General features: G+C 63.2%; 17 protein-coding genes. 12 read left to right on the top strand and 5 right to left on the bottom strand.

Features of this window, described 5'->3' with window-relative positions; genetic code table 11:
* Positions 1–72 precede the first annotated feature (72 nt).
* From JHD64_RS16555 to pcaF, 6 genes are all read left to right on the top strand, one after another.
* Positions 73–1,815, top strand: coding sequence for an acyl-CoA dehydrogenase family protein (locus tag JHD64_RS16555; protein ID WP_204377496.1), 1,743 nt, complete (start codon positions 73–75; stop codon positions 1,813–1,815).
* The gene (locus JHD64_RS16560) at positions 1,812–3,005 is read left to right on the top strand and encodes a CaiB/BaiF CoA-transferase family protein (protein WP_199054291.1); all 1,194 of its coding nucleotides are present in this window, start codon (positions 1,812–1,814) and stop codon (positions 3,003–3,005) included. The genes JHD64_RS16555 and JHD64_RS16560 overlap by 4 nt, the downstream gene beginning before the upstream one ends.
* 75 nt (positions 3,006–3,080) lie before the next feature.
* Positions 3,081–4,430, top strand: a complete 1,350-nt coding sequence (locus JHD64_RS16565; protein WP_082693501.1) for an MFS transporter — start codon at positions 3,081–3,083, stop codon at positions 4,428–4,430.
* 27 nt (positions 4,431–4,457) lie between these two features.
* Complete coding sequence (locus tag JHD64_RS16570; RefSeq protein WP_199054292.1) at positions 4,458–5,246, top strand: enoyl-CoA hydratase-related protein; 789 nt, start codon at positions 4,458–4,460, stop codon at positions 5,244–5,246.
* Between the two features lie 28 nt (positions 5,247–5,274).
* Positions 5,275–6,816 (top strand): 3-hydroxyacyl-CoA dehydrogenase, encoded by a 1,542-nt coding sequence (locus tag JHD64_RS16575; protein WP_199054293.1) that lies wholly within the window; start codon positions 5,275–5,277, stop codon positions 6,814–6,816.
* Positions 6,816–8,024: a 3-oxoadipyl-CoA thiolase gene (gene pcaF / locus JHD64_RS16580; RefSeq protein WP_199054294.1), complete on the top strand. Its 1,209-nt coding sequence runs from the start codon at positions 6,816–6,818 to the stop codon at positions 8,022–8,024. Before JHD64_RS16575 ends, pcaF begins: the two co-directional genes overlap by 1 nt.
* On the opposite strand, the gene JHD64_RS16585 is transcribed toward pcaF, so the two are convergent.
* Entirely contained in the window at positions 8,017–8,643 is a 627-nt protein-coding gene (locus JHD64_RS16585) for a sulfite oxidase heme-binding subunit YedZ (protein WP_082693238.1), read from the bottom strand. The two genes, pcaF and JHD64_RS16585, sit on opposite strands and share 8 nt — an antisense overlap.
* A 1-nt stretch (position 8,644) precedes the next feature.
* A complete protein-coding gene (msrP, locus tag JHD64_RS16590; protein ID WP_199054297.1) occupies positions 8,645–9,553 on the bottom strand; it encodes a protein-methionine-sulfoxide reductase catalytic subunit MsrP in 909 nt (302 codons plus the stop codon).
* Positions 9,554–9,944: 391 nt separating this feature from the next.
* Here msrP and JHD64_RS16595 point away from each other — a divergent pair, with 391 nt between their 5' ends.
* Entirely contained in the window at positions 9,945–10,478 is a 534-nt protein-coding gene (locus JHD64_RS16595; protein ID WP_199054299.1) for a fimbrial protein, read from the top strand.
* Positions 10,479–10,822: 344 nt separating this feature from the next.
* On the opposite strand, the gene JHD64_RS16600 is transcribed toward JHD64_RS16595, so the two are convergent.
* Positions 10,823–11,005, bottom strand: coding sequence for a hypothetical protein (locus JHD64_RS16600; RefSeq protein ID WP_059284412.1), 183 nt, complete (start codon positions 11,003–11,005; stop codon positions 10,823–10,825).
* Positions 11,006–11,189: 184 nt separating this feature from the next.
* On the opposite strand from JHD64_RS16600, the gene JHD64_RS16605 reads away from it, so the two are divergent.
* The 4 genes from JHD64_RS16605 to JHD64_RS16620 all read left to right on the top strand — a co-directional run bounded on the left by JHD64_RS16605 (position 11,190) and on the right by JHD64_RS16620 (position 14,683).
* Complete coding sequence (locus JHD64_RS16605; RefSeq protein ID WP_059284413.1) at positions 11,190–12,332, top strand: homoserine O-acetyltransferase; 1,143 nt, start codon at positions 11,190–11,192, stop codon at positions 12,330–12,332.
* On the top strand, positions 12,329–12,931 hold the full coding sequence (gene metW, locus JHD64_RS16610; RefSeq protein WP_059284414.1) for a methionine biosynthesis protein MetW: 603 nt from the start codon (positions 12,329–12,331) through the stop codon (positions 12,929–12,931). Before JHD64_RS16605 ends, metW begins: the two co-directional genes overlap by 4 nt.
* A gap of 67 nt (positions 12,932–12,998) precedes the next feature.
* On the top strand, positions 12,999–14,279 hold the full coding sequence (locus tag JHD64_RS16615) for an AmpG family muropeptide MFS transporter (protein WP_199054300.1): 1,281 nt from the start codon (positions 12,999–13,001) through the stop codon (positions 14,277–14,279).
* A complete protein-coding gene (locus JHD64_RS16620; RefSeq protein ID WP_199054304.1) occupies positions 14,276–14,683 on the top strand; it encodes an MliC family protein in 408 nt (135 codons plus the stop codon). The genes JHD64_RS16615 and JHD64_RS16620 overlap by 4 nt, the downstream gene beginning before the upstream one ends.
* A gap of 216 nt (positions 14,684–14,899) precedes the next feature.
* Here the strand turns inward: JHD64_RS16620 and JHD64_RS16625 are convergent, their stop codons facing one another.
* Positions 14,900–16,129, bottom strand: coding sequence for an MFS transporter (locus JHD64_RS16625; protein ID WP_304506594.1), 1,230 nt, complete (start codon positions 16,127–16,129; stop codon positions 14,900–14,902).
* A 65-nt stretch (positions 16,130–16,194) separates the two neighbouring features.
* Between JHD64_RS16625 and JHD64_RS16630 the strand changes: the two genes are divergently transcribed.
* Entirely contained in the window at positions 16,195–17,001 is an 807-nt protein-coding gene (locus JHD64_RS16630) for a helix-turn-helix domain-containing protein (RefSeq protein ID WP_110313457.1), read from the top strand.
* Here the strand turns inward: JHD64_RS16630 and JHD64_RS16635 are convergent.
* Positions 16,998–18,164 (bottom strand): asparagine synthetase B (locus JHD64_RS16635; protein ID WP_199054306.1); only part of this gene is annotated, 1,167 nt, incomplete at its 5' end. The two genes, JHD64_RS16630 and JHD64_RS16635, sit on opposite strands and share 4 nt — an antisense overlap.

The following is an 18,164-nucleotide window of genomic DNA, read 5'->3' on the forward strand; positions in this document are numbered from 1 at the left end:
TGCTCTACATCAATCGGCTCAATCAAACAGGGTTTGGGAGATTGGTGGCGTGCTAAGGAGACAGCAATGGCAATGGAGCAGGCAGTTGTGGCGGGGAATAATATTCCCGATAGCAGTGGGTGTAATTTCTTTGAAATGGATAAGGATCTGGCGGCTTTGCTGCAATTGCAGCTGGGTGCCGAATATTATTCCAGTATTAAAAATGAATTATCTGAGCTGGGTGGCAGAATAAGCGGAGAGCTGGATGCCCTGGCCATGCTGGCCGATCGTAATCCGCCGGTATTATATCCACGCAATCGCCGTGCCGAAGCGGTTGATCATATTGAAAAGCATCCGGCTTATGTCGCACTGGAGAAAGTGGCCTATGCCGAATTGGGTCTGGCTGCGTTAAGTCACGACGGCAAGAATAATCCCCCATTACTGAAATATGTCCTGACTTATCTGTTTGTGCAGGCTGAATTCGGCCTGTGCTGCCCGGTCAGCATGACCGATTCGCTCACCCGCACCTTGTGCAAGTTTGGTGAGCCGGCACTGGTGGCGCGTTATTTGCCCATGCTGAGCACCCGTGATTTTGACCAGCTGTATCAGGGCGCGATGTTCATCACCGAGCAGCAGGCCGGTTCGGATGTTGGCCAGGTGGCCACCCGTGCCGTGCGCAGCCAGGCTGCAGACGGCAGCGAACACTGGCAGTTGTTTGGCGACAAATGGTTTTGCTCCAATCCGGATGCCGATCTGGCCATGGTGCTGGCGCGGCCGGAGGGCGCTCCGGCCGGGATACACGGCTTGGGTTTGTTCCTGTTGCCCAAGCATTTGCCGGACGGGCAGCGTAATGCCTACCGCATCGTGCGCCTCAAACCCAAGCTGGGCACCCGTTCCATGGCCAGTGGGGAAATCGTGCTGGAGGGGGCCACCGCCTATTTGATTGGCCAGATTGGCCGTGGCTTTCAGCAAATGGCCGACATGATCAATATGTCGCGTCTGTCCAACGGGGTGAGGTCTGCCGGGCTGATGCGCCGGGCGCTGTCCGAAGCCTTGTACGTGGCCAGCCAGCGCCAGGCCTTTGGCCAGCGGCTGATCGACATGCCGCTGATGCAACGCCAGTTGCTGAAAATGTTGCTGCCCACCGAGCAGGGCCGCTCCATGTTCATGCATACCGCGCAAATGCTGGGCCGGGCCGATGCCGGCGATGCCGTCGCCCAAGGCGCGGTGCGCTTGCTTACCCCGCTGATCAAGTTCCGTACCTGCCGCGATGCACGCCGGGTGACCGGCGACGCCATGGAGGTGCGTGGCGGCCTGGGTTACATCGAGGAATGGAGCGATGCCCGCCTGGTACGCGATGCCCATCTGGGCTCGATCTGGGAAGGCACCAGCAATATCGTGGCGCTGGACATCCTGCGTGCGGTCAGGCGCGCCGGGGCGCTGCCTCCGGTCCTGGCACATGCGCAGGATTTGCTGGATGCCGCCAGCCTGCCGCCTGCCAGCGATAAGCTGTTCCGGCATGTGCTGAGCCGGGCCGCCGAAAATCTGACCCAGCTGGCCGAGCGTGACCAGACGCAGTCCATCCGCCAGGTGGGCAGCCAGTTCTACCACGTACTGACCGCGCTGTTCATGGCCTGGGAAGGCGCAAAACTGGCGCCGGATTACCGCCGTCTGGCACTGGCACATCTGGTATTGCGCCACCGGGTATTGCCACGCGATCCACTGGCGCTGGCGGCGGATGATCTGCCTGCAGGTCTGGCCGCAAAGCTGCTGGATGGACAGGCCATCAGCCTGGCAGAAGCCATGGCCTGCCTGCCGTCTGGAGCACAGGCATGAGGCCGGCCGGGGGCGCCTTGCACGGCGTGCGCGTGCTGGACCTGAGCCGGGTGCTGGGCGGGCCCTATTGCAGCCAGGCGCTGGCCGACCATGGCGCGGATGTCATCAAGCTGGAGCCCCCCTCCGGCGATGAAACCCGTGGCTGGGGGCCGCCCTTCCTGGAGAATACCGCCTGGTATTTCGAGGGCGTCAACCGCAACAAGCGCGCCATTTGCGTCGACCTGAGCCAAGCCGCCGGGCGGGCCATCGTATGGCAATTGCTGGAACAGGCCGATGTGCTGCTGGAAAACTTCAAGCCCGGTACGCTGGCGCGCTGGGGCATGGATTACGCCCGCGATCTGGCACCGCGCTTTCCACGGCTGATTCATTGTGCGGTCACCGGCTTTGGCGCGGATGGCCCGCTGGGTGGCTTGCCTGGCTACGACGCCGCCATCCAGGCCATGACCGGGCTGATGAGCGTCAATGGCGAGCGCGATGGCCCGCCGCTGCGGGTGGGGCTGCCGGTGGTGGACATGGTGACCGGTCTGAATGCCCTGTCCGGCATCCTGCTGGCCTTGTATGAGCGCGAACGCAGTGGGCTGGGGCAGTCGCTGGATATTGCGCTGTACGATTGCGGCGTGTCACTGCTGCATCCGCATCTGCCCAATTACTTTGGCACCGGCCACGCCACCCCGCGCAGTGGCAATGCCCATCCCAATATCGCTCCTTACGACAGCTACCGCACCGCCAGCGTGCCCTTGTACCTGGCGGTAGGTAACGACCGCCAGTTTGCCCGGCTGTGCCAGCTGCTGGATCTCTCCACTTTGCCCGGCGACCCGCGCTTTATCGACAACCGCAGCCGCTGTGCCCATCGCCCGCAACTCAAGCAGGCGCTGGAAACGGCCTTGCAAGCCTACCGGGCCGAGGAGCTGGCGCCGTACCTGCTGCGTGACGGCGTGCCCTGCGCTCCGGTCCAGGGGGTGGAGCAGGTGGTGGCCCATCCGCATACCGCCTACCGCCAGTTGCTAGTGGAAATGGGGCCTTACCGTGGCACCGCCTCGCCGATCAAGCTGTCGCGCACCCCGGCACGTTATGACACCCCCCCTCCGGCGCTCGGGCAGGACAACCGTGCCGTGCTGGCCGAGCTGGGCTATGCGGCGGCACAGCAGCAGGCGCTGCTGGATGCCGGAACGGTGATCGGCCCGCGCTGAAACCACCCTGTGTGCTGCCCGCTACCGCCCGCTGTGGCGCTGGCGGGGCCGTGCCATTTTCTGGAGAGACTTTCCATGCCTCACACGCATACCCAGGCGGACAACAAGAAAAAACCGATGCGGGCCGCCATCGCCGCCTTTGTCGGCACCACCATCGAGTGGTACGACTTTTATATCTATGGACTGGCCGCTGCGCTGGTGTTCGGCAAGGTGTTCTTTCCCGCCTCGCTCGACCCCGGCGTGGCCACGCTGCTGTCCTTTGTCACCCTGTGGGCCGGTTTTATCGCCCGGCCCTTGGGCGGCATCATTTTTGGCCATTTTGGCGACCGCATCGGCCGCAAGACCACGCTGGTGATCACCCTGATGCTGATGGGCCTGTCCACGCTGGGCATCGGCCTGTTGCCCTCCTACCAGAGCATTGGCGTATTGGCCCCGATAGGGCTGGTGCTGCTGCGCATCGTGCAGGGAATTGCGGTGGGTGGCGAGTGGGGCGGGGCGGTGCTGATTGCCAGTGAAAATGCGCCCAAAAACAAGGGCATCCTGTATGCCGCCTTTGCCCAGCAAGGTTCACCAGCGGGCAATCTGCTGGCCACGCTGGTGTTTTTCCTGCTCAGCAGCATGCCGCTGCCGGACTTTGTACTGTGGGGCTGGCGCATTCCCTTTTTGCTATCGGCCTTGCTGGTGCTGGTGGGGCTGTTCATCCGCCTGCAACTGAGCGAATCCGCTGCCATGCAGCAAGTCATTGCCGAGAAAAAGGTGGAACGGCTGCCCTTGCTGAGTGTGATCCGTCAGCACGGCATGCTGGTGTGGATGGCCATGCTGGTGCCTACCGTCATCCATGTGACCTATCTGAAAACCACCTTTGCCCTGTCCTGGGCCACCAGTGCACTGGGCTATAGCCGGGAAAGCTTTTTGCAGATCATCCTGGCAGCCCTGGTGGTGCAGTTTGTGGTGCAGCCGTTTGGTGCCGTGCTGGTGTCCCGCTTCGACAAGGTCAAGGCCATTCTGTGGATATTGCTGCCGGAGTTTCTGCTGATGCCGCTGATGTTCTGGGCCATCGCCACCGGCAGCTACTGGCTGGCCATGGTCGCCATGTGTCTGGCCACCATTCCGCACTCCATGTTCTACGGCGCCATTGGCGGCCTGCTGGCCCAGGCTTTCCCGGTGCAACTGCGCTACACCGGCATGTCGTTTTCCTATCAGCTGTGTTCCTTGCTGATCGGTGGTGGCACCCCGGTACTGGCGCAATGGCTGCTCAATGCCACCGGTGGCATCAGCTGGGTAGCGGCCATTTCGGCCTGTTATGCACTGGTGTCGCTGTTCAGCACGCTGTGGCTGCTCAAGCGCATCCCGCAACAGGACGTCCAGCTGGCCGCCGGACAGGTGGCTCCGACCGCGCCCCCGGTGGTCAGGCAGGCGCATTGATCAATCTTTTCTGCTGGAGAGCCAAGCATGCCCTATGCCGATATCCCCGATTTATTGCAGTGCGCCGGGCCGTTTGATGGCGTGTTGACCCTGACCTTGCACCGCCCCGCCGTCCGCAATGCCCTGTCTACCCCGCTGCTGGCCGCCTTGGTGGCGGTGCTGGCGCGGGCCGAACAGGACAGCGCCGTGGCAGTGGTGGTGCTGACCGGAGGCGACAAGGTGTTTGCCGCCGGGGCCGATCTGGCGGAAATGGCGGACAAGGACCTGCCCGCCATGCTGTGCGACCAACGCCCACAGCTGTTTGCCACCATTGCCCGTTTTCCCAAGCCCTTGCTGGCGGCGGTATGTGGCTATGCCCTGGGTGGCGGCTGCGAGCTGGCCATGCACGCCGACATCATCATTGCCGGTGAGTCGGCCTGCTTCGGCCAGCCGGAAATCCGGCTGGGCATCATGCCCGGTGCTGGCGGTACCCAGCGCCTGCTGCGCGCGGTGGGCAAATCGCTGGCGATGAAGATGGTGCTTGGCGGCGACTTTATCGGCGCACAAGAAGCGCGGCAGGCCGGGCTGGTGGCCGAGGTGTGGCCGGATGCCGCATGCCTGTTCAAGGCACAGCAGCTGGCGCAGCGCATTGCCGGTCAGGCCCCGCTGGCCTTGCGCCTGGCCAAGGCGGCGCTGCTGGCGGCACAGGAAACCGGCCTGTCTGCCGGGCTGGCGCTGGAGCGTGCCCATTTTGTCACCCTGGCCGCCAGCCAGGACCGGCAGGAAGGCATCCGCGCCTTTCTGGAAAAACGCTCGCCGCAGTGGCAGGGATGTTGATCCCGCCTGTTCACGAAAGAGAGAAACCATGCAACAAGCCCTTTCCGTAGATCGCCAGGTGGCCATCATCGGCAGTGGTGTGATGGGCCGTGGCATTGCCATGGTCGCCGCTGCCGCCGGCCATCCGGTGTGTTTGTACGATGTCAATGGCCCTGCCAGTACCCAGGCACTGGCGGCCATCCGCCAACACTGGCAGCACCAGGTCGGGCAGGGCAAATTATCGGCGGCGCAGCTGGACCGGCTATGCGGGCGGCTGTCGCGGGCCGAGCACCTGTCACAGCTGGCGCGGGCCGGGCTGGTGATCGAGGCCATTGCCGAAGATCTGGCCGCCAAGCAGGCGCTGTTTGGCCAGCTGGAACAGCTGGTCGCCAGCGATTGCCTGCTGGCCAGCAATACCTCCTCGCTGTCCATCACCGCCATTGCCGCCGGCATGGCCGCACCACAGCGGCTGGTGGGCATGCATTTCTTCAATCCGGCACCGGCCATGCGGCTGGTGGAAATGGTGCGTGGCCTGGCCACCGATGCCGACCTGCTGGCGCAGGTGAGCGCCACCGCACGTGCCTGGGGCAAGGAGACGGTGCAGGTGCGTTCCAGCCCGGGCTTTATCGTCAATCGCATTGCCCGGCCCTTCTATTTGGAAAGCCTGCGCTGCCTGCAACAGGGGCTGGCTGATTGCGCCACGCTGGACAGCCTGTTGCAGCATGCGGGCGGCTTCCGCATGGGGCCGTTTGCCCTGATGGACCTGATTGGCCTGGATGTGAACCTGGCGGTGCACCGCTCCATCTGGCAGGCCATGTGCTACGACCCGCGCTACACCCCGCTGTGGATTCAGCAGGAAATGGTGGCGGCGGGCTGGCTGGGGCGCAAAAGCGGCCGCGGGTATTACCAGTATCCGCAAGCCGCACCTGCCGCACTGGAACCCTTGCCGGCGCAGCAGCCGGACTGGCGCCAGGTCAGCGTCAATCTGGCGCAGCCGGTGGCCGCCGTGCTGGCACAGCGGCTGCAGCAAGCCGGGGTGCAGCTGGCGGGCAGTCACGATGCGGCCGCGGACTGGCTGTTGCGGGTGGGGGGCGCGCAGGTCCATTTAAGCGATGGCCGCCCGGCGGCGCAGCGCGAACAGGCGCTTCAGCAGCCTTGCCTGCTGCTGGATCAGGCCTGCGATTATCAGCAAGTCAGCCTGCTGGCCGCCCAGTCCAGCCCGCAGTTATCCGCCGCGGACCGACAAGCGCTGGAGGCGGTATTGAACGCGGCAGGCATCCGCCTGTGCCATCTGCCGGATGGGGCAGGGCTGCCGGTGCTGTGCACGGTGGCGATGCTGGTGAACGAGGCGGCCGAGGTGCTGCAACAAGGGCTGGCCAATGCGGCGGATATCGACCGCGCCATGTGCCTGGGGCTGAACTATCCGCAAGGGCCGCTGGCCTGGGGGCAGCGTCTGGGCTATGGCTGGCTGGTTCGGGTGCTGCGCCATCTGGCGGATTACCACGGCGATGGCCATTACCGTGTCTCAGGCTGGTTGCAGCAGCGTGCTGCCGATGCTTCCCCTGCCTGTATCGATGCCAAGGAGCTGTAATGCAAGACGCTTTTATTTGTGACGCGGTACGTACCCCGATTGGCCGCTATGGCGGCAGCCTGTCCACCATTCGCTGTGATGATCTGGCGGCCCTGCCCTTGCGGGCGCTGCGGGCGCGCCACCCGGAACTGGACTGGGCGGCCCTGGATGACATCTGGCTGGGTTGTGCCAACCAGGCCGGGGAGGACAACCGCAATGTGGCGCGCATGGCCGGTTTGCTGGCGGGCCTGCCCATCAGCACGGCCGGGGTGACGCTGAACCGGCTGTGCGGTTCCGGCATGGATGCGGTGGGCAGTGCCGCCCGCTGCATCGCACTGGGCGAGGCAGATATGCTGCTGGCGGGCGGGGTGGAGAGCATGTCGCGTGCGCCCCTGGTGCTGGGCAAGGCTGGTCAGGCGTTTGACCGCAGCCAGACGCTGTTCGATACCACCATTGGCTGGCGCTTTATCAATCCCTTGCTGGCGCAGCAGTTTGGTACGGATTCCATGCCGCAGACGGCGGACAATGTAGCCGCCGCCTTTGCCATCAGCCGCGCCGATCAGGACTGCTTTGCCCTGCAGTCGCAGCAACGCTGGCACGCAGCACAGCAACAGGGCCGCTTTGAGGTGGAAATCATCCCGGTGAGCTTGCAGCCGCCGCGTCAGCCGGAGCGGATTTTCGCCTGCGACGAACATCCGCGCCCCGATGTAACGCTGGAAGGGCTGGCCAGGCTGTCCGGCATCAATGGCAAGGCGCTGTCGGTAACGGCGGGCAATGCCTCCGGGGTAAACGACGGAGCCTGCGCCTTGCTGCTGGCCTCGGCACGCGCAGTGCAGCAACACGGCTTGCGCCCCTTGACCCGCGTGCTGGGCATGGCCTGCGCCGGGGTGGAGCCACGGCTGATGGGCATGGGACCGGTGCCCGCCAGCCGCAAGCTATTGCAGCGGCTGGGCCTGCAGCTGGAACAGATGGAGGTGATTGAAATCAACGAGGCTTTTGCCGCCCAGGCGCTGGCGGTGCTGCGTGAGCTGGGTCTGCCGGAGGACGCCGGGCATATCAACCCCAATGGCGGGGCGATTGCCATGGGCCATCCGCTGGGCATGAGTGGCGCACGGCTGCTGGCTACCGCCAGTTATGAGCTGCAACGCCGCCAAGGCCGCTATGCCTTGTGCACCATGTGCATCGGCGTGGGGCAGGGTATTGCCGTGGTGCTGGAGCGGGTCAGCTAGACCGCTGGCGCAGCTTGCGCAGCAGCCGCCAGCCCAGCAGCACCGCCAGCACGCTGGCGTACAGCATGGGCTGGGTCAGGTCCTTTTTCACCAGCCACCAGTAGTGCAGCACGCCCAGCAGCGCCACCGGGTAAACCAGGCGGTGCAGCCGCCCCCAGTTGCGTTTCAGCCGTTTCATCCAGCCCTGGGTCGAGGTGATGGCCAGCGGCGTCATCAGCAGCATGGCGGCAAAACCCACGGTGATGAAGGGCCGCTTGGCGATGTCGTGCAGCATGCCCGGCCAGTCAAAAAACTGGTCTAGCCACACATAGGTGGTGAAGTGCAGGCAGCCGTAAAAGAAGGCATACAGGCCCAGCATGCGGCGCAGGCGCAGCGGCCAGCTCCAGCCGGACAGCTGGCGCAGCGGGCTGATGGCCAGGGTGATCAGCAAAAAGCTCAGCGTCCAGGTGCCGGTGGAACGGGTGATGAACTCCACCGGGTTGACCGCCATGCCGGACAGCACAATCCACGCCGCACGGGCCAGTGGCAGCAGGCAGAGCATAAACACCGAAATCTTCAGCCAGTTGAAACGGGATGGCTGGCGGCTGGCGGCAGGGTTTTTCATGCGCAGGGTGGTCATGTCAGAAATTCCGCCGCAGGTCCATGCCGCGATACAGGCTGGCCACCTGATCGCCATAGCCGTTGAACATCAACGTCTTGCGCTTGAGGAATTCGCCGATGCGCCGCTCGCTGGCCTGGCTCCAGCGCGGGTGGTCCACCTCCGGGTTCACATTGGAATAAAAGCCGTACTCATGGGCATTGGCCATATTCCAGCTGGTGGCCGGCATTTGCTCCTGCAAATGAATGCGCACGATGGACTTGATGCTCTTGAAACCGTATTTCCACGGCACCACCAGCCGGATCGGCGCGCCGTTCTGATTGGGCAGCACATCGTTGTACAGGCCGACGGCCAGAATGGTGAGCGGGTGCATGGCTTCATCCATGCGCAGACCCTCGCGGTAAGGCCAGTCCAGCACCCGGCTGCGCTGGCCGGGCATCTCCGACGGGCGTTGCAGGGTTTCAAAGGCCACGTATTTGGCACGCGAAGTGGGGGCCACCTGTTTAAGCAGGCTGGCCAGCGGAAAGCCTATCCACGGAATCACCATGCTCCAGCCTTCCACGCAGCGCAGGCGGTAGATGCGCTCTTCCTGCGGCTGCTTCAGCAGTTCCTCGATGCCAAAGCTGCGCGCCTTGCCCACCTCACCATCCACCACCACATTCCACGGCCGGGTTTTCAGGCTGCCGGCATACAGGGCCGGTTCGCTCTTGTCGGTGCCGAACTCGTAGTAGTTGTTGTAGCTGCTGATGTCTTTCAGGCTGTTGGGTTTGTCCGCGCTGGACAGCGGGCTTTTCTTGCCCGCCAGTGCGGCCAGGGTTTCACCGGACAGCAACAGCCCGGCACTGCCCAGCATGAACTGGCGGCGGTTGAAGTACACGCCTTCGGGAGTGATTTCCGACGGCTGGATATCTGCGGGTTTCTTGATGAGCATGATGGTTTCTCCGGTGCTGTGTTTCTTTGTCGCAGCAACAAGCGGAATCTGACATGCAAACTTTACGATTGTTCAGGCTGATCTGATAGCCAATGGCTAATTTGTATGTACACGGCCGAGCAAGCCGCGGCATGGGCTGAAGGAGGGGGGGGATTCGGGGTGGCGTGGACGGCTGCCTGCGCGGTCTGCCGGGCGGGAATGGCCAGGTTGCAGCCAGCCATTGCCGCAGAAGTTTTTTGCAGAAAAATTTCTAAGTAGTTTTACATAGATCAAATTGTTTCCTATATAGAAAACAGTCACTTGAAGCCAATGGCTTCAGTCGTAACACAAGCAATAAAAAAGAGTGACTTTTCTTGTTAAGCGATGAATCAAATATTCAGGGAGCGGCAAAATGCACAGGTCATTGATTATTCTCGGTACGGCTTTGGCTGGGCTTGTTTCACAAGCGTATGCTTACGATGGGACTCTCACCATCAATGGCAATGTTTCTGCAGAAAGCTGCACCATCAGCGTGGCCGGGGGGGCCAGCAGCGGCAGCATCACCCTGCCCACGGTGTCGACCAAAGCGCTGGCTGTCGCCGCCGCCACCGCCGGTACCACGGATTTTTCCATTTCGCTGACCGCATGCAGCGGTGCCTCCACCCAGGCGGCCATCTGGTTTGAATACGACAGCAATGTCAATGCCGCCGGGCGCCTGATCAATACCGGCACGGCCAGGAATGTCGATGTCGCCTTGTATAACCTCTCGTCCACCACCCCCATCGCCGTCGGCCAGGGAAGTGGTGCGTTTGGCAGTAGCGGCGCGGCATTTCCGATCAGCAGTGGCACGGCCACCTTACGCTATCAGGCGAAATACTATGCCACGGGTGTGGCCGTCGCGGGCACGGTGACCGCCAGCGTCTACTACACGGTTCAGTACCAGTAACACACTCCTGCTAGCTTGCGCACGGAGCCGGGACCGCACTGACAAGACACCGGATTGCGCAAGGTCTGTCCACTAAGCTATATCTGCCTGTGCCTGACGGTGCCCTGCCGCTGTCCGGCGGTGTAGCCCCCACTGGTTGTGCTTCCACCTCTTCCCGTTCCGGCGGTCTGACCGTGCTGCGCATGCACTGCAGCCATTTGCAGCAAGCCTGCTGCGGCCCCGTACCTAGCCTTGAATATCCTGCGGATTGTTTGCCTGAACCTGCCTTGCGCCTGGGCTGCCAGGCTATCGGGTGAGTCGCTGCCGGGCAGTATGCGAACGACACCGTGCCTTGCCCGGCCGGGCTAGAGCTGATGAAAGCCCAGCCAGTACAGCAGCACGAAGATGGCCGAGGCGGCCAGCAGGGCGGTGGCCAGGGTGCTGATGAATTCGCGCAGGCTTGCCCGCTGACGCCGGTCCAGCAGCCAGCGTGCGATGGCATACAGCACGGCAAACAGCAGCAACAGGCGGAACAGGCGACCGATCATGGCGGGGACGGAGAGAAGAAAACCGGGCCGATTATGCGGTGCCGGCGGTACGGTAGCAAGCAAGGCTATGGATATAATCGGCCAGACAGGCGATGATAGCAGCCGTAGCCTACAGGAGGCTCCGCAGCGAGAATGGCCAGCAAGGCCGCCGGCGGGGCAATAATCAATAGAGGCCTTTTTTGTTATGTCTGATCTGACAAGGTCTGTCGGCATCGTAAAGGCACAGATCGCGGAGTTCGATACCCCGCTGCATCTGGCCAGCGCTGCCGTGCTGCCTGCCTACCAACTGTGTTTTGAAACCTATGGCACGCTCAATGCCGCGCGCAGCAATGCCATCCTGATCTGCCATGCGCTGTCCGGCCACCACCATGTGGCGGGGCGCTATGCTGCCGATGATAAGGCCGCCGGCTGGTGGGACAATATGGTGGGTCCCGGCAAGCCCATCGATACCGACCGTTTTTTTGTGGTGGGGCTGAACAATCTGGGCGGCTGCCACGGCAGTACCGGCCCGTCCTCCATCAATCCGGCCACCGGCCAGCCCTGGGGGTCTTCCTTTCCGGTGGTGACGGTGCCGGACTGGGTGCGCTCGCAAGCGCGGCTGGCCGACCGGCTGGGCATAGACCGCTGGGCGGCGGTGATTGGCGGCAGCCTGGGCGGCATGCAGGCCCTGCAGTGGAGCATCGACTACCCGGAGCGGGTGGCGCATGCGCTGGTGATTGCCTCGGCGCCCAAGCTGTCGGCACAGAACATTGCCTTCAACGACGTGGCCCGTCAGGCCATTCTCACCGACCCCGATTTCCATGGCGGCGACTTCTACGCCCAGCATGCCATTCCGCGCCGTGGCCTGCGGCTGGCGCGCATGCTGGGGCATATCACCTATCTGTCCGATGACGGCATGGGCGAGAAATTCGGCCGCATGCTGAAAAGTGGGGATTACCAGTTTGGTTTCGAGGTGGAATTCGAGATCGAATCCTACCTGCGCTACCAGGGCGACAAGTTTTCTGATTACTTCGATGCCAATACCTATCTGCTGATGACCAAGGCGCTGGATTACTTCGACCCGGCCAAGGACCTGAACGACGACCTGGTGGCGGCGCTGCGTAAAGCCAGTGCCCGCTTCATGGTGGCCAGTTTTACCTCGGACTGGCGCTTTTCGCCGGAGCGCTCACGCGAAATCGTCAAGGCGCTGGTGGCGGCGGACAAGGAAGTGGTGTACGGCGAAATCGAATCGGTACACGGCCATGATGCCTTCCTGATGCTGGACGAACCCTATGTCAAGCTGATGCGCGCCTATCTCAACCGCGTGGCCGAGGAGGTGAACGCATGAGCGCAAACCAAACCTTGCGGGCCGACCTGCAACTGATTGCCGACTGGGTGGCCCCCTCCAGCCGCGTGCTGGACCTGGGCTGCGGTGATGGTGCGCTGCTGTCCTGGCTGAACCGCCACAAGGCGGTGCGTGGCTATGGCGTGGACTTTGACGTCAACAATGTGGTGCGCTGCGTGGAAGCGGGCGTCAACGCCATCCAGGGCAACCTGGAAACCGGTCTGGCCGAGTTCGAAGACCAGCGCTTCGACCATGTGGTGTTGTCGCAGACCATCCAGGCCATGCACAATACCGAGCAGATTCTGGTGGAAATGCTGCGCGTGGGCCGCGAGGCCATCGTCACCTTCCCCAATTTCGGCTACTGGGAAAACCGCTGGCAAATCCTGCAAGGCCATATGCCGGTGTCGGAAACCATTCCCTACGAGTGGTATAACACGCCGAACATCCACTGGTGCATGCTGGGCGACTTCGAGGCGCTGTGTGCCAAGAATGGCATCCGCGTGCTGGAGCGGGTGGTGATGAACGAGGCAAAGCGCATTCATTTCCTGCCCAATCTGCGCGGTAGCCTGGCGTTCTACCGGGTAGCCCGCCAGCCCGGCTAAGTACCGATGACCCACAAAGGCGGCTACGGTCGCCTTTTTGCATTGCTGGCCCCGGCCACAAGGATTCATGAAACAAGCTCCCCTGCACTGGCGCGAGGCCATCCTGTCGCGCCGCATGCTGATTTGCGTGTTCACCGGCTTTGCTTCCGGTTTGCCGCTGTATCTGCTGATCAACCTGTTGCCAGCCTGGCTGCGCAGCGAAGGTGTCAATCTCAAGGCCATCGGCCTGTTTGCCCTGATCGGCCTGCCCTATACCTGGAAATTCCTGTGGTCGCCGCTGCTGGATCGTTTCGTGCCGCCGCTGCTGGGGCGACGGCGCGGCTGGATGCTGCTCAGCCAGCTGGCCCTGCTCATCAGCATGGCCCTGTTCGGCCTGTTCGATCCACGGCTGCAACTGCAGCAGATCGCCATGCTGGCGGCGGTGGTGGCCTTTTTCTCCGCCAGCCAGGACATCGTGCTGGATGCCTACCGCCGCGAGCTGCTGGACGAGGCCGAGCTGGGGCTGGGCAATGCCATCCATATCAATGCCTATCGGCTGGCCGGCCTGGTGCCGGGCTCTTTGTCGCTGATTCTGGCTGATCACACCAGTTGGGCCAATGTCTTCATCATCACCGCGCTGTTCATGCTGCCCGGGGTGCTGATGACCCTGCTGGTGAGTGAGCCCGCCTTGCGCGCCACGCCGCCGCGCACCCTGCGCGAAGCAGTGGTGGAGCCGTTTCACGAATTCATCCAGCGCCAGGGCTGGCAGGCTGCCGCCACCATTCTGGGCTTCATCTTCCTGTACAAGCTGGGTGACAGCATGGCCACCGCGCTGGCCACGCCGTTTTACCTGGACATGGGCTTTGCCAAGTCGCAGATCGGCCTGGTGGCCAAGAACGCCGGACTGTGGCCGGCGGTCATCGGCGGCCTGCTGGGCGGGGTGTGGATGCTCAAGCTGGGCATCAACCGTGCGCTATGGCTGTTTGGCGTGGTGCAGCTGCTGTCGATACTGGGCTTCGCCTGGCTGGCCAGCTATGGCCATTTTCAGCAGGTTGGTCCTGTCCAGTTAGGCCAGTTGGCCCTGGTGATCGGTTTCGAGGCGCTGGGCGTCGGCCTGGGGACGGCAGCCTTTGTCGCCTTTATCGCCCGCACCACCCATCCGGCCTATACCGCCACCCAGTTTGCCCTGTTTACCAGCTTGTCAGCGGTGCCGCGCACCTTTGCCAATGCCGCCACCGGCTATATTGTGGATGCCGTGGGCTGGGGCGGGTTTTTCCTGCTGTGCGCGGTACTGGCCTTGCCCGGCATGTTGTTGTTGCTGAAGGTGGCCCCGTGGCATGGGGACACCATCGACAAGGAAACGTCATGAAGCTGTTGCCTGTATTGCTGGCCTGCCTGCTACCCTTGCCGCTGCTGGCCGAACCGCAGCCCCTGCTGCTGGAGAAGGCTGGCGAGGCGGTCTCCGGCGAGGCCGTACCGGCCATGCAGCGGGTGGATTACCAATGCGCGGCCCATCGCCTGCTCAGCGTGGAATATCCGCAGCCGGAAGTGGCCGATGTGCTGCCCATCCGCATTCTCTGGCAGGGGCAGCACTACCGGCTGGTGCGGGTCAGCAGTGCCAGCGGTGTGCGTTATGCCAGCCAGCTGCTGGTGTGGTGGAACAAGGGCGAGCAGTCGGTCTTGCTCACCCGCGGCGGGCGTACGCTGGCGCGCGATTGCCAGCCGCTGGCAGCCGCCCCCATCCCTGCGGCCCCCACCCCGTCCGCACCATGAAAAAACCGGCCGTGATGGCCGGTTTTCAGGCTGCTGACAAAGTTATTTGGAGCGATTGTACTGGACCCGGCAAAGCCGGGCCTTTCGATTAAGTCACTGATTCCGCAGCCTTCCCATCTATCCGCCTTTCCCCCGTCCTGGCCTTGCCAATTGAAGAAAGGCGCCTCGCTTTCCTTTCAGAAAGCGAGAGGGTTGTTTGTCAAGGTGCCGCGTGATTCAGGCTTGCTTGCGATGCAGGTCGGGCAGCAGCACGGTAATCACTCCCAGCAAGGGCAGGAAGGCGCACAGCTGGTAGACGGTTTCGATGCCGTAATGGTCGGCTACCTTGCCCAGCACCGCCGCGCCGATGCCGCCAATGCCGAAGGCAAAGCCGAAGAACAGCCCGGACACCATGCCCACCTTGCCCGGCACCAGCTCCTGCGCATACACCAGGATGGCGGAGAAGGCCGAGGCCAGGATAAAGCCGATGATGAAGGACAGCACGCTGGTCCAGAACAGGTCCACATGCGGCAAGGCCAGGGTAAACGGTGCCACGCCCAGAATCGAAAACCAGATCACCCGCTTGCGGCCGATGGCATCGCCAATCGGCCCGCCCAGCACCGTGCCGGCGGCCACGGCAAACAGGAAGATGAACAAATGCAGCTGTGCCGCCTGAATACCCAGCCCGAAGTGCTGCATCAGGTAAAAGGTGAAATAGCTGGTAATGCTGGTGAGATAGAAATACTTGGAGAACACCAACAGCACCAGCACCCCCAGCGTGAACGCCGTACGCTGCGGTGACAGGCCGGTGGGCACAATGGCCTTGTGCGCCTTGGCCGTGCGTTGCTGGTGGCTATACCAGACGCCGATGCGCCACAGCACCAGCATGCCCAAGAGGGCCGCCAGCGAGAACCAGGCCAGGCTGGGCTGGCCGTAGGGAAACACCACCAGCGCCGCCAGCAAGGGGCCGGTGGCCGAGCCGGCATTGCCCCCTACTTGAAACAGCGACTGCGCCAGACCATGACGGCCGCCGGAGGCCATGCGCGCCACGCGCGAGGATTCCGGGTGGAAGATGGACGAGCCGGTGCCCACCAGTGCGGCGGCGATCAGCAGCACCGGATAGCTGGCGGCCACTGACAGCAGCAACAGGCCGCACAGGGTGGAGCCCATGCCGAAAACCAGCGAGTAGGGTAGTGGGCGCTTGTCGGTATAGATGCCGACCAGCGGCTGCAGCAGCGAGGCGGTGCACTGGTAAACCAGGGTCATCAGGCCGATCTGGGCAAAACTCAGGTGAAAGCCACCCTTGAGCACCGGGTAGATGGCCAGAATCAGCGACTGCAACATGTCGTTGAGGAAATGGGTAAAGCTGATGGCACCCAATACCCGGAAACGGGTGTCCTGCGGCGGTGCCATGCTCTGGCTGGCGCTTGTCATGATGATGTCGTCTTGTGGTGGTGGGTTCATCATGCTATCAAGGGGTGTCCTGCCCGTCCTGCGCATGAAGGGCAATCATCTGCGAGAAAATGACAGTCATGACTGATTATCAGCATCTGCACCAGTACGACACTGGTATTGCGCCGGTGGTGGCCAAGGCGCGCGATTATCCGGCCGGAGAAAGCACCCCGCGGCATGCCCATCCCACCGCCCAGCTCTTGTATGCGGTGGAAGGGGTGATGGTGGTGAGCACCGCACTGGGGCAGTGGATCGTGCCGCCTACCCGTGGCATCTGGCTGCCGATTGCCACCTGGCACCAGGTGCGGATGATCAGCGCGGTGCGCATGCGCACGGTGTATGTGCGGGAAGACAGCCTGGACGGGCTGCCGCAGGAATGCCGGGTGCTGGCCATTTCGCCCTTGTTGCGCGAGCTGATTCTGGCAGCCATGGATATCGCTGTGCCGTATGCGGCCGATTCGCGCGATGAGCGGCTGATGAAACTGCTGCTGGATGAAATCCGCAGCCTGCCCACGCTGGCGCTGTCCTTGCCACGGCCGCACAGTGCGGCCCTGCAAGGCCTGTGTGCTGCCTTGCAGGCCGATCCGGGTGATGCGCGTTCGGTGGAGGAGTGGGCCGCGCAACTGGCCATGGATGCGCGCACGCTGCAGCGGCGCTTCAGTCGCGAAACCGGCCTGTCGCTGGGGCAGTGGCGGCGGCAGGCCAGGCTGATTGCCGCACTGGAAAAGCTGGCGTGCGGGGCCAGCGTGCTGGAGGTGGCGCTGGATCTGGGCTATGCCAGCCCCAGTGCTTTTGCCACCATGTTCAAGCGCGAGCTGGGCGTATCACCCAGCAGCTTTTATGCGCCGCTGCCGGATGAACATGACTCGGTGATCTCCGGCGGCTAGGGCAGGGCGCGACGCAGCGCGTCCAGCTGCTGCAGGCTTTCATCCAGAATCAGCAATTGCAGCACCTGCTCGGCCAGTGCGCTGTCACCCTGGCGGTAAGCCTGGCTGAAGGCATCCACCGCCTGCGCATCCAGTTGGCCGCCCGTCAGGCGGTCCAGTCTTTGTCCCAGACCGGCGAAGCGCTCGGCCAGGCTGGTTTGCAGCCAGCCGGAAAGTGGCGGATTGAAGCCGCGCTTCTTGCGCTGGAAAAAGTCGGCCGGCAGCGCCGGGTGCATGGCACGACGGAAAATCAGCTTGGCCGGCGTGGTGTAGCGCTCGGCATCCGATGTGGCCAGCAGATGCTGGTACAGGCGGTGGTCCAGCAGCGGGGCACGGCTTTCCAGCCCGTGCGCCATGGTGCACAGATCGGATTTTTGCAGGATGTAGTCCGGCAGGTAATTGGCAAAATCGATGGCCAGCAGGCTTTGCAGGCCGGGGATGGCATCGTCGGCTTCCGGGCCGATGTCATCCGGTGCGCGCCAATAGCTGAGTTTCCCGAGTGCACGGCCGCCTTGCAGGAAACGGCGCTGGCCCGGTGTCAGACCGGAAAAGCGCAAGGAGTAAGCCGCACGCCAGTCCATGGCCATTTCCGTGGCCAGCTTGCCCTGCTTGCCGGACAAGGCCGTACGTATGCCCAGCGGCAGCCGGATATGCCGCCGCCAGCGCGTACGCAGATGCTTGTTCATGCGCTTGTAGCCGGCCAGCAGCTCGTCGCCACCATCGCCCACCAGCACCACCTTCACCTGTTTGCTGACCTCACGTGCCAGATACCAGGTGGGGAAGCTGGACGGGTCGGCAAAGGGCTGGTCCAGATCGGCCACGATGCGCGAGAAATCAGCCGCCAGGTTTTCCGGCATGGCGATGCGGATATTGCTCAGCCCCATGCGCTGCGCGGAGTCGGCCGCATCGACCGATTCATCCAGCTTGCTGCCGGGAAAAGCGGCGGTAAAGGTGGAAAACTGCTGATAGCCCTGTTCGGCCAGGCGGCTGGCGATCAGGGTGGAGTCAATGCCGCCGGACAACAGCACGCCCAGTGGACGGTCGGCCACGGTACGCATGGCCACGGCACGGTCCAGTTCCGGCAGCCAGTCGCCGGTTTCGGCCCCGGGTTGCCAGTAGCGGCG

It is taken from the genome of Aquitalea sp. ASV15 (genome assembly GCF_016429115.1).
Lineage (GTDB): Bacteria > Pseudomonadota > Gammaproteobacteria > Burkholderiales > Chromobacteriaceae > Aquitalea > Aquitalea magnusonii.

Coding starts and splice junctions, on each gene's coding strand:
- msrP (WP_199054297.1), bottom strand. CDS start 9,553: ATGCTCATCAAGAAACCCGCAGATATCCAGCCGTCGGAAATCACTCCC.
- JHD64_RS16575 (WP_199054293.1), top strand. CDS start 5,275: ATGCAACAAGCCCTTTCCGTAGATCGCCAGGTGGCCATCATCGGCAGT.
- JHD64_RS16630 (WP_110313457.1), top strand. CDS start 16,195: ATGACTGATTATCAGCATCTGCACCAGTACGACACTGGTATTGCGCCG.
- JHD64_RS16625 (WP_304506594.1), bottom strand. CDS start 16,129: ATGATGAACCCACCACCACAAGACGACATCATCATGACAAGCGCCAGC.
- JHD64_RS16565 (WP_082693501.1), top strand. CDS start 3,081: ATGCCTCACACGCATACCCAGGCGGACAACAAGAAAAAACCGATGCGG.
- JHD64_RS16585 (WP_082693238.1), bottom strand. CDS start 8,643: ATGACCACCCTGCGCATGAAAAACCCTGCCGCCAGCCGCCAGCCATCC.
- pcaF (WP_199054294.1), top strand. CDS start 6,816: ATGCAAGACGCTTTTATTTGTGACGCGGTACGTACCCCGATTGGCCGC.
- JHD64_RS16555 (WP_204377496.1), top strand. CDS start 73: ATGGAGCAGGCAGTTGTGGCGGGGAATAATATTCCCGATAGCAGTGGG.
- JHD64_RS16560 (WP_199054291.1), top strand. CDS start 1,812: ATGAGGCCGGCCGGGGGCGCCTTGCACGGCGTGCGCGTGCTGGACCTG.
- JHD64_RS16615 (WP_199054300.1), top strand. CDS start 12,999: ATGAAACAAGCTCCCCTGCACTGGCGCGAGGCCATCCTGTCGCGCCGC.
- JHD64_RS16570 (WP_199054292.1), top strand. CDS start 4,458: ATGCCCTATGCCGATATCCCCGATTTATTGCAGTGCGCCGGGCCGTTT.
- JHD64_RS16605 (WP_059284413.1), top strand. CDS start 11,190: ATGTCTGATCTGACAAGGTCTGTCGGCATCGTAAAGGCACAGATCGCG.
- metW (WP_059284414.1), top strand. CDS start 12,329: ATGAGCGCAAACCAAACCTTGCGGGCCGACCTGCAACTGATTGCCGAC.
- JHD64_RS16595 (WP_199054299.1), top strand. CDS start 9,945: ATGCACAGGTCATTGATTATTCTCGGTACGGCTTTGGCTGGGCTTGTT.
- JHD64_RS16620 (WP_199054304.1), top strand. CDS start 14,276: ATGAAGCTGTTGCCTGTATTGCTGGCCTGCCTGCTACCCTTGCCGCTG.
- JHD64_RS16600 (WP_059284412.1), bottom strand. CDS start 11,005: ATGATCGGTCGCCTGTTCCGCCTGTTGCTGCTGTTTGCCGTGCTGTAT.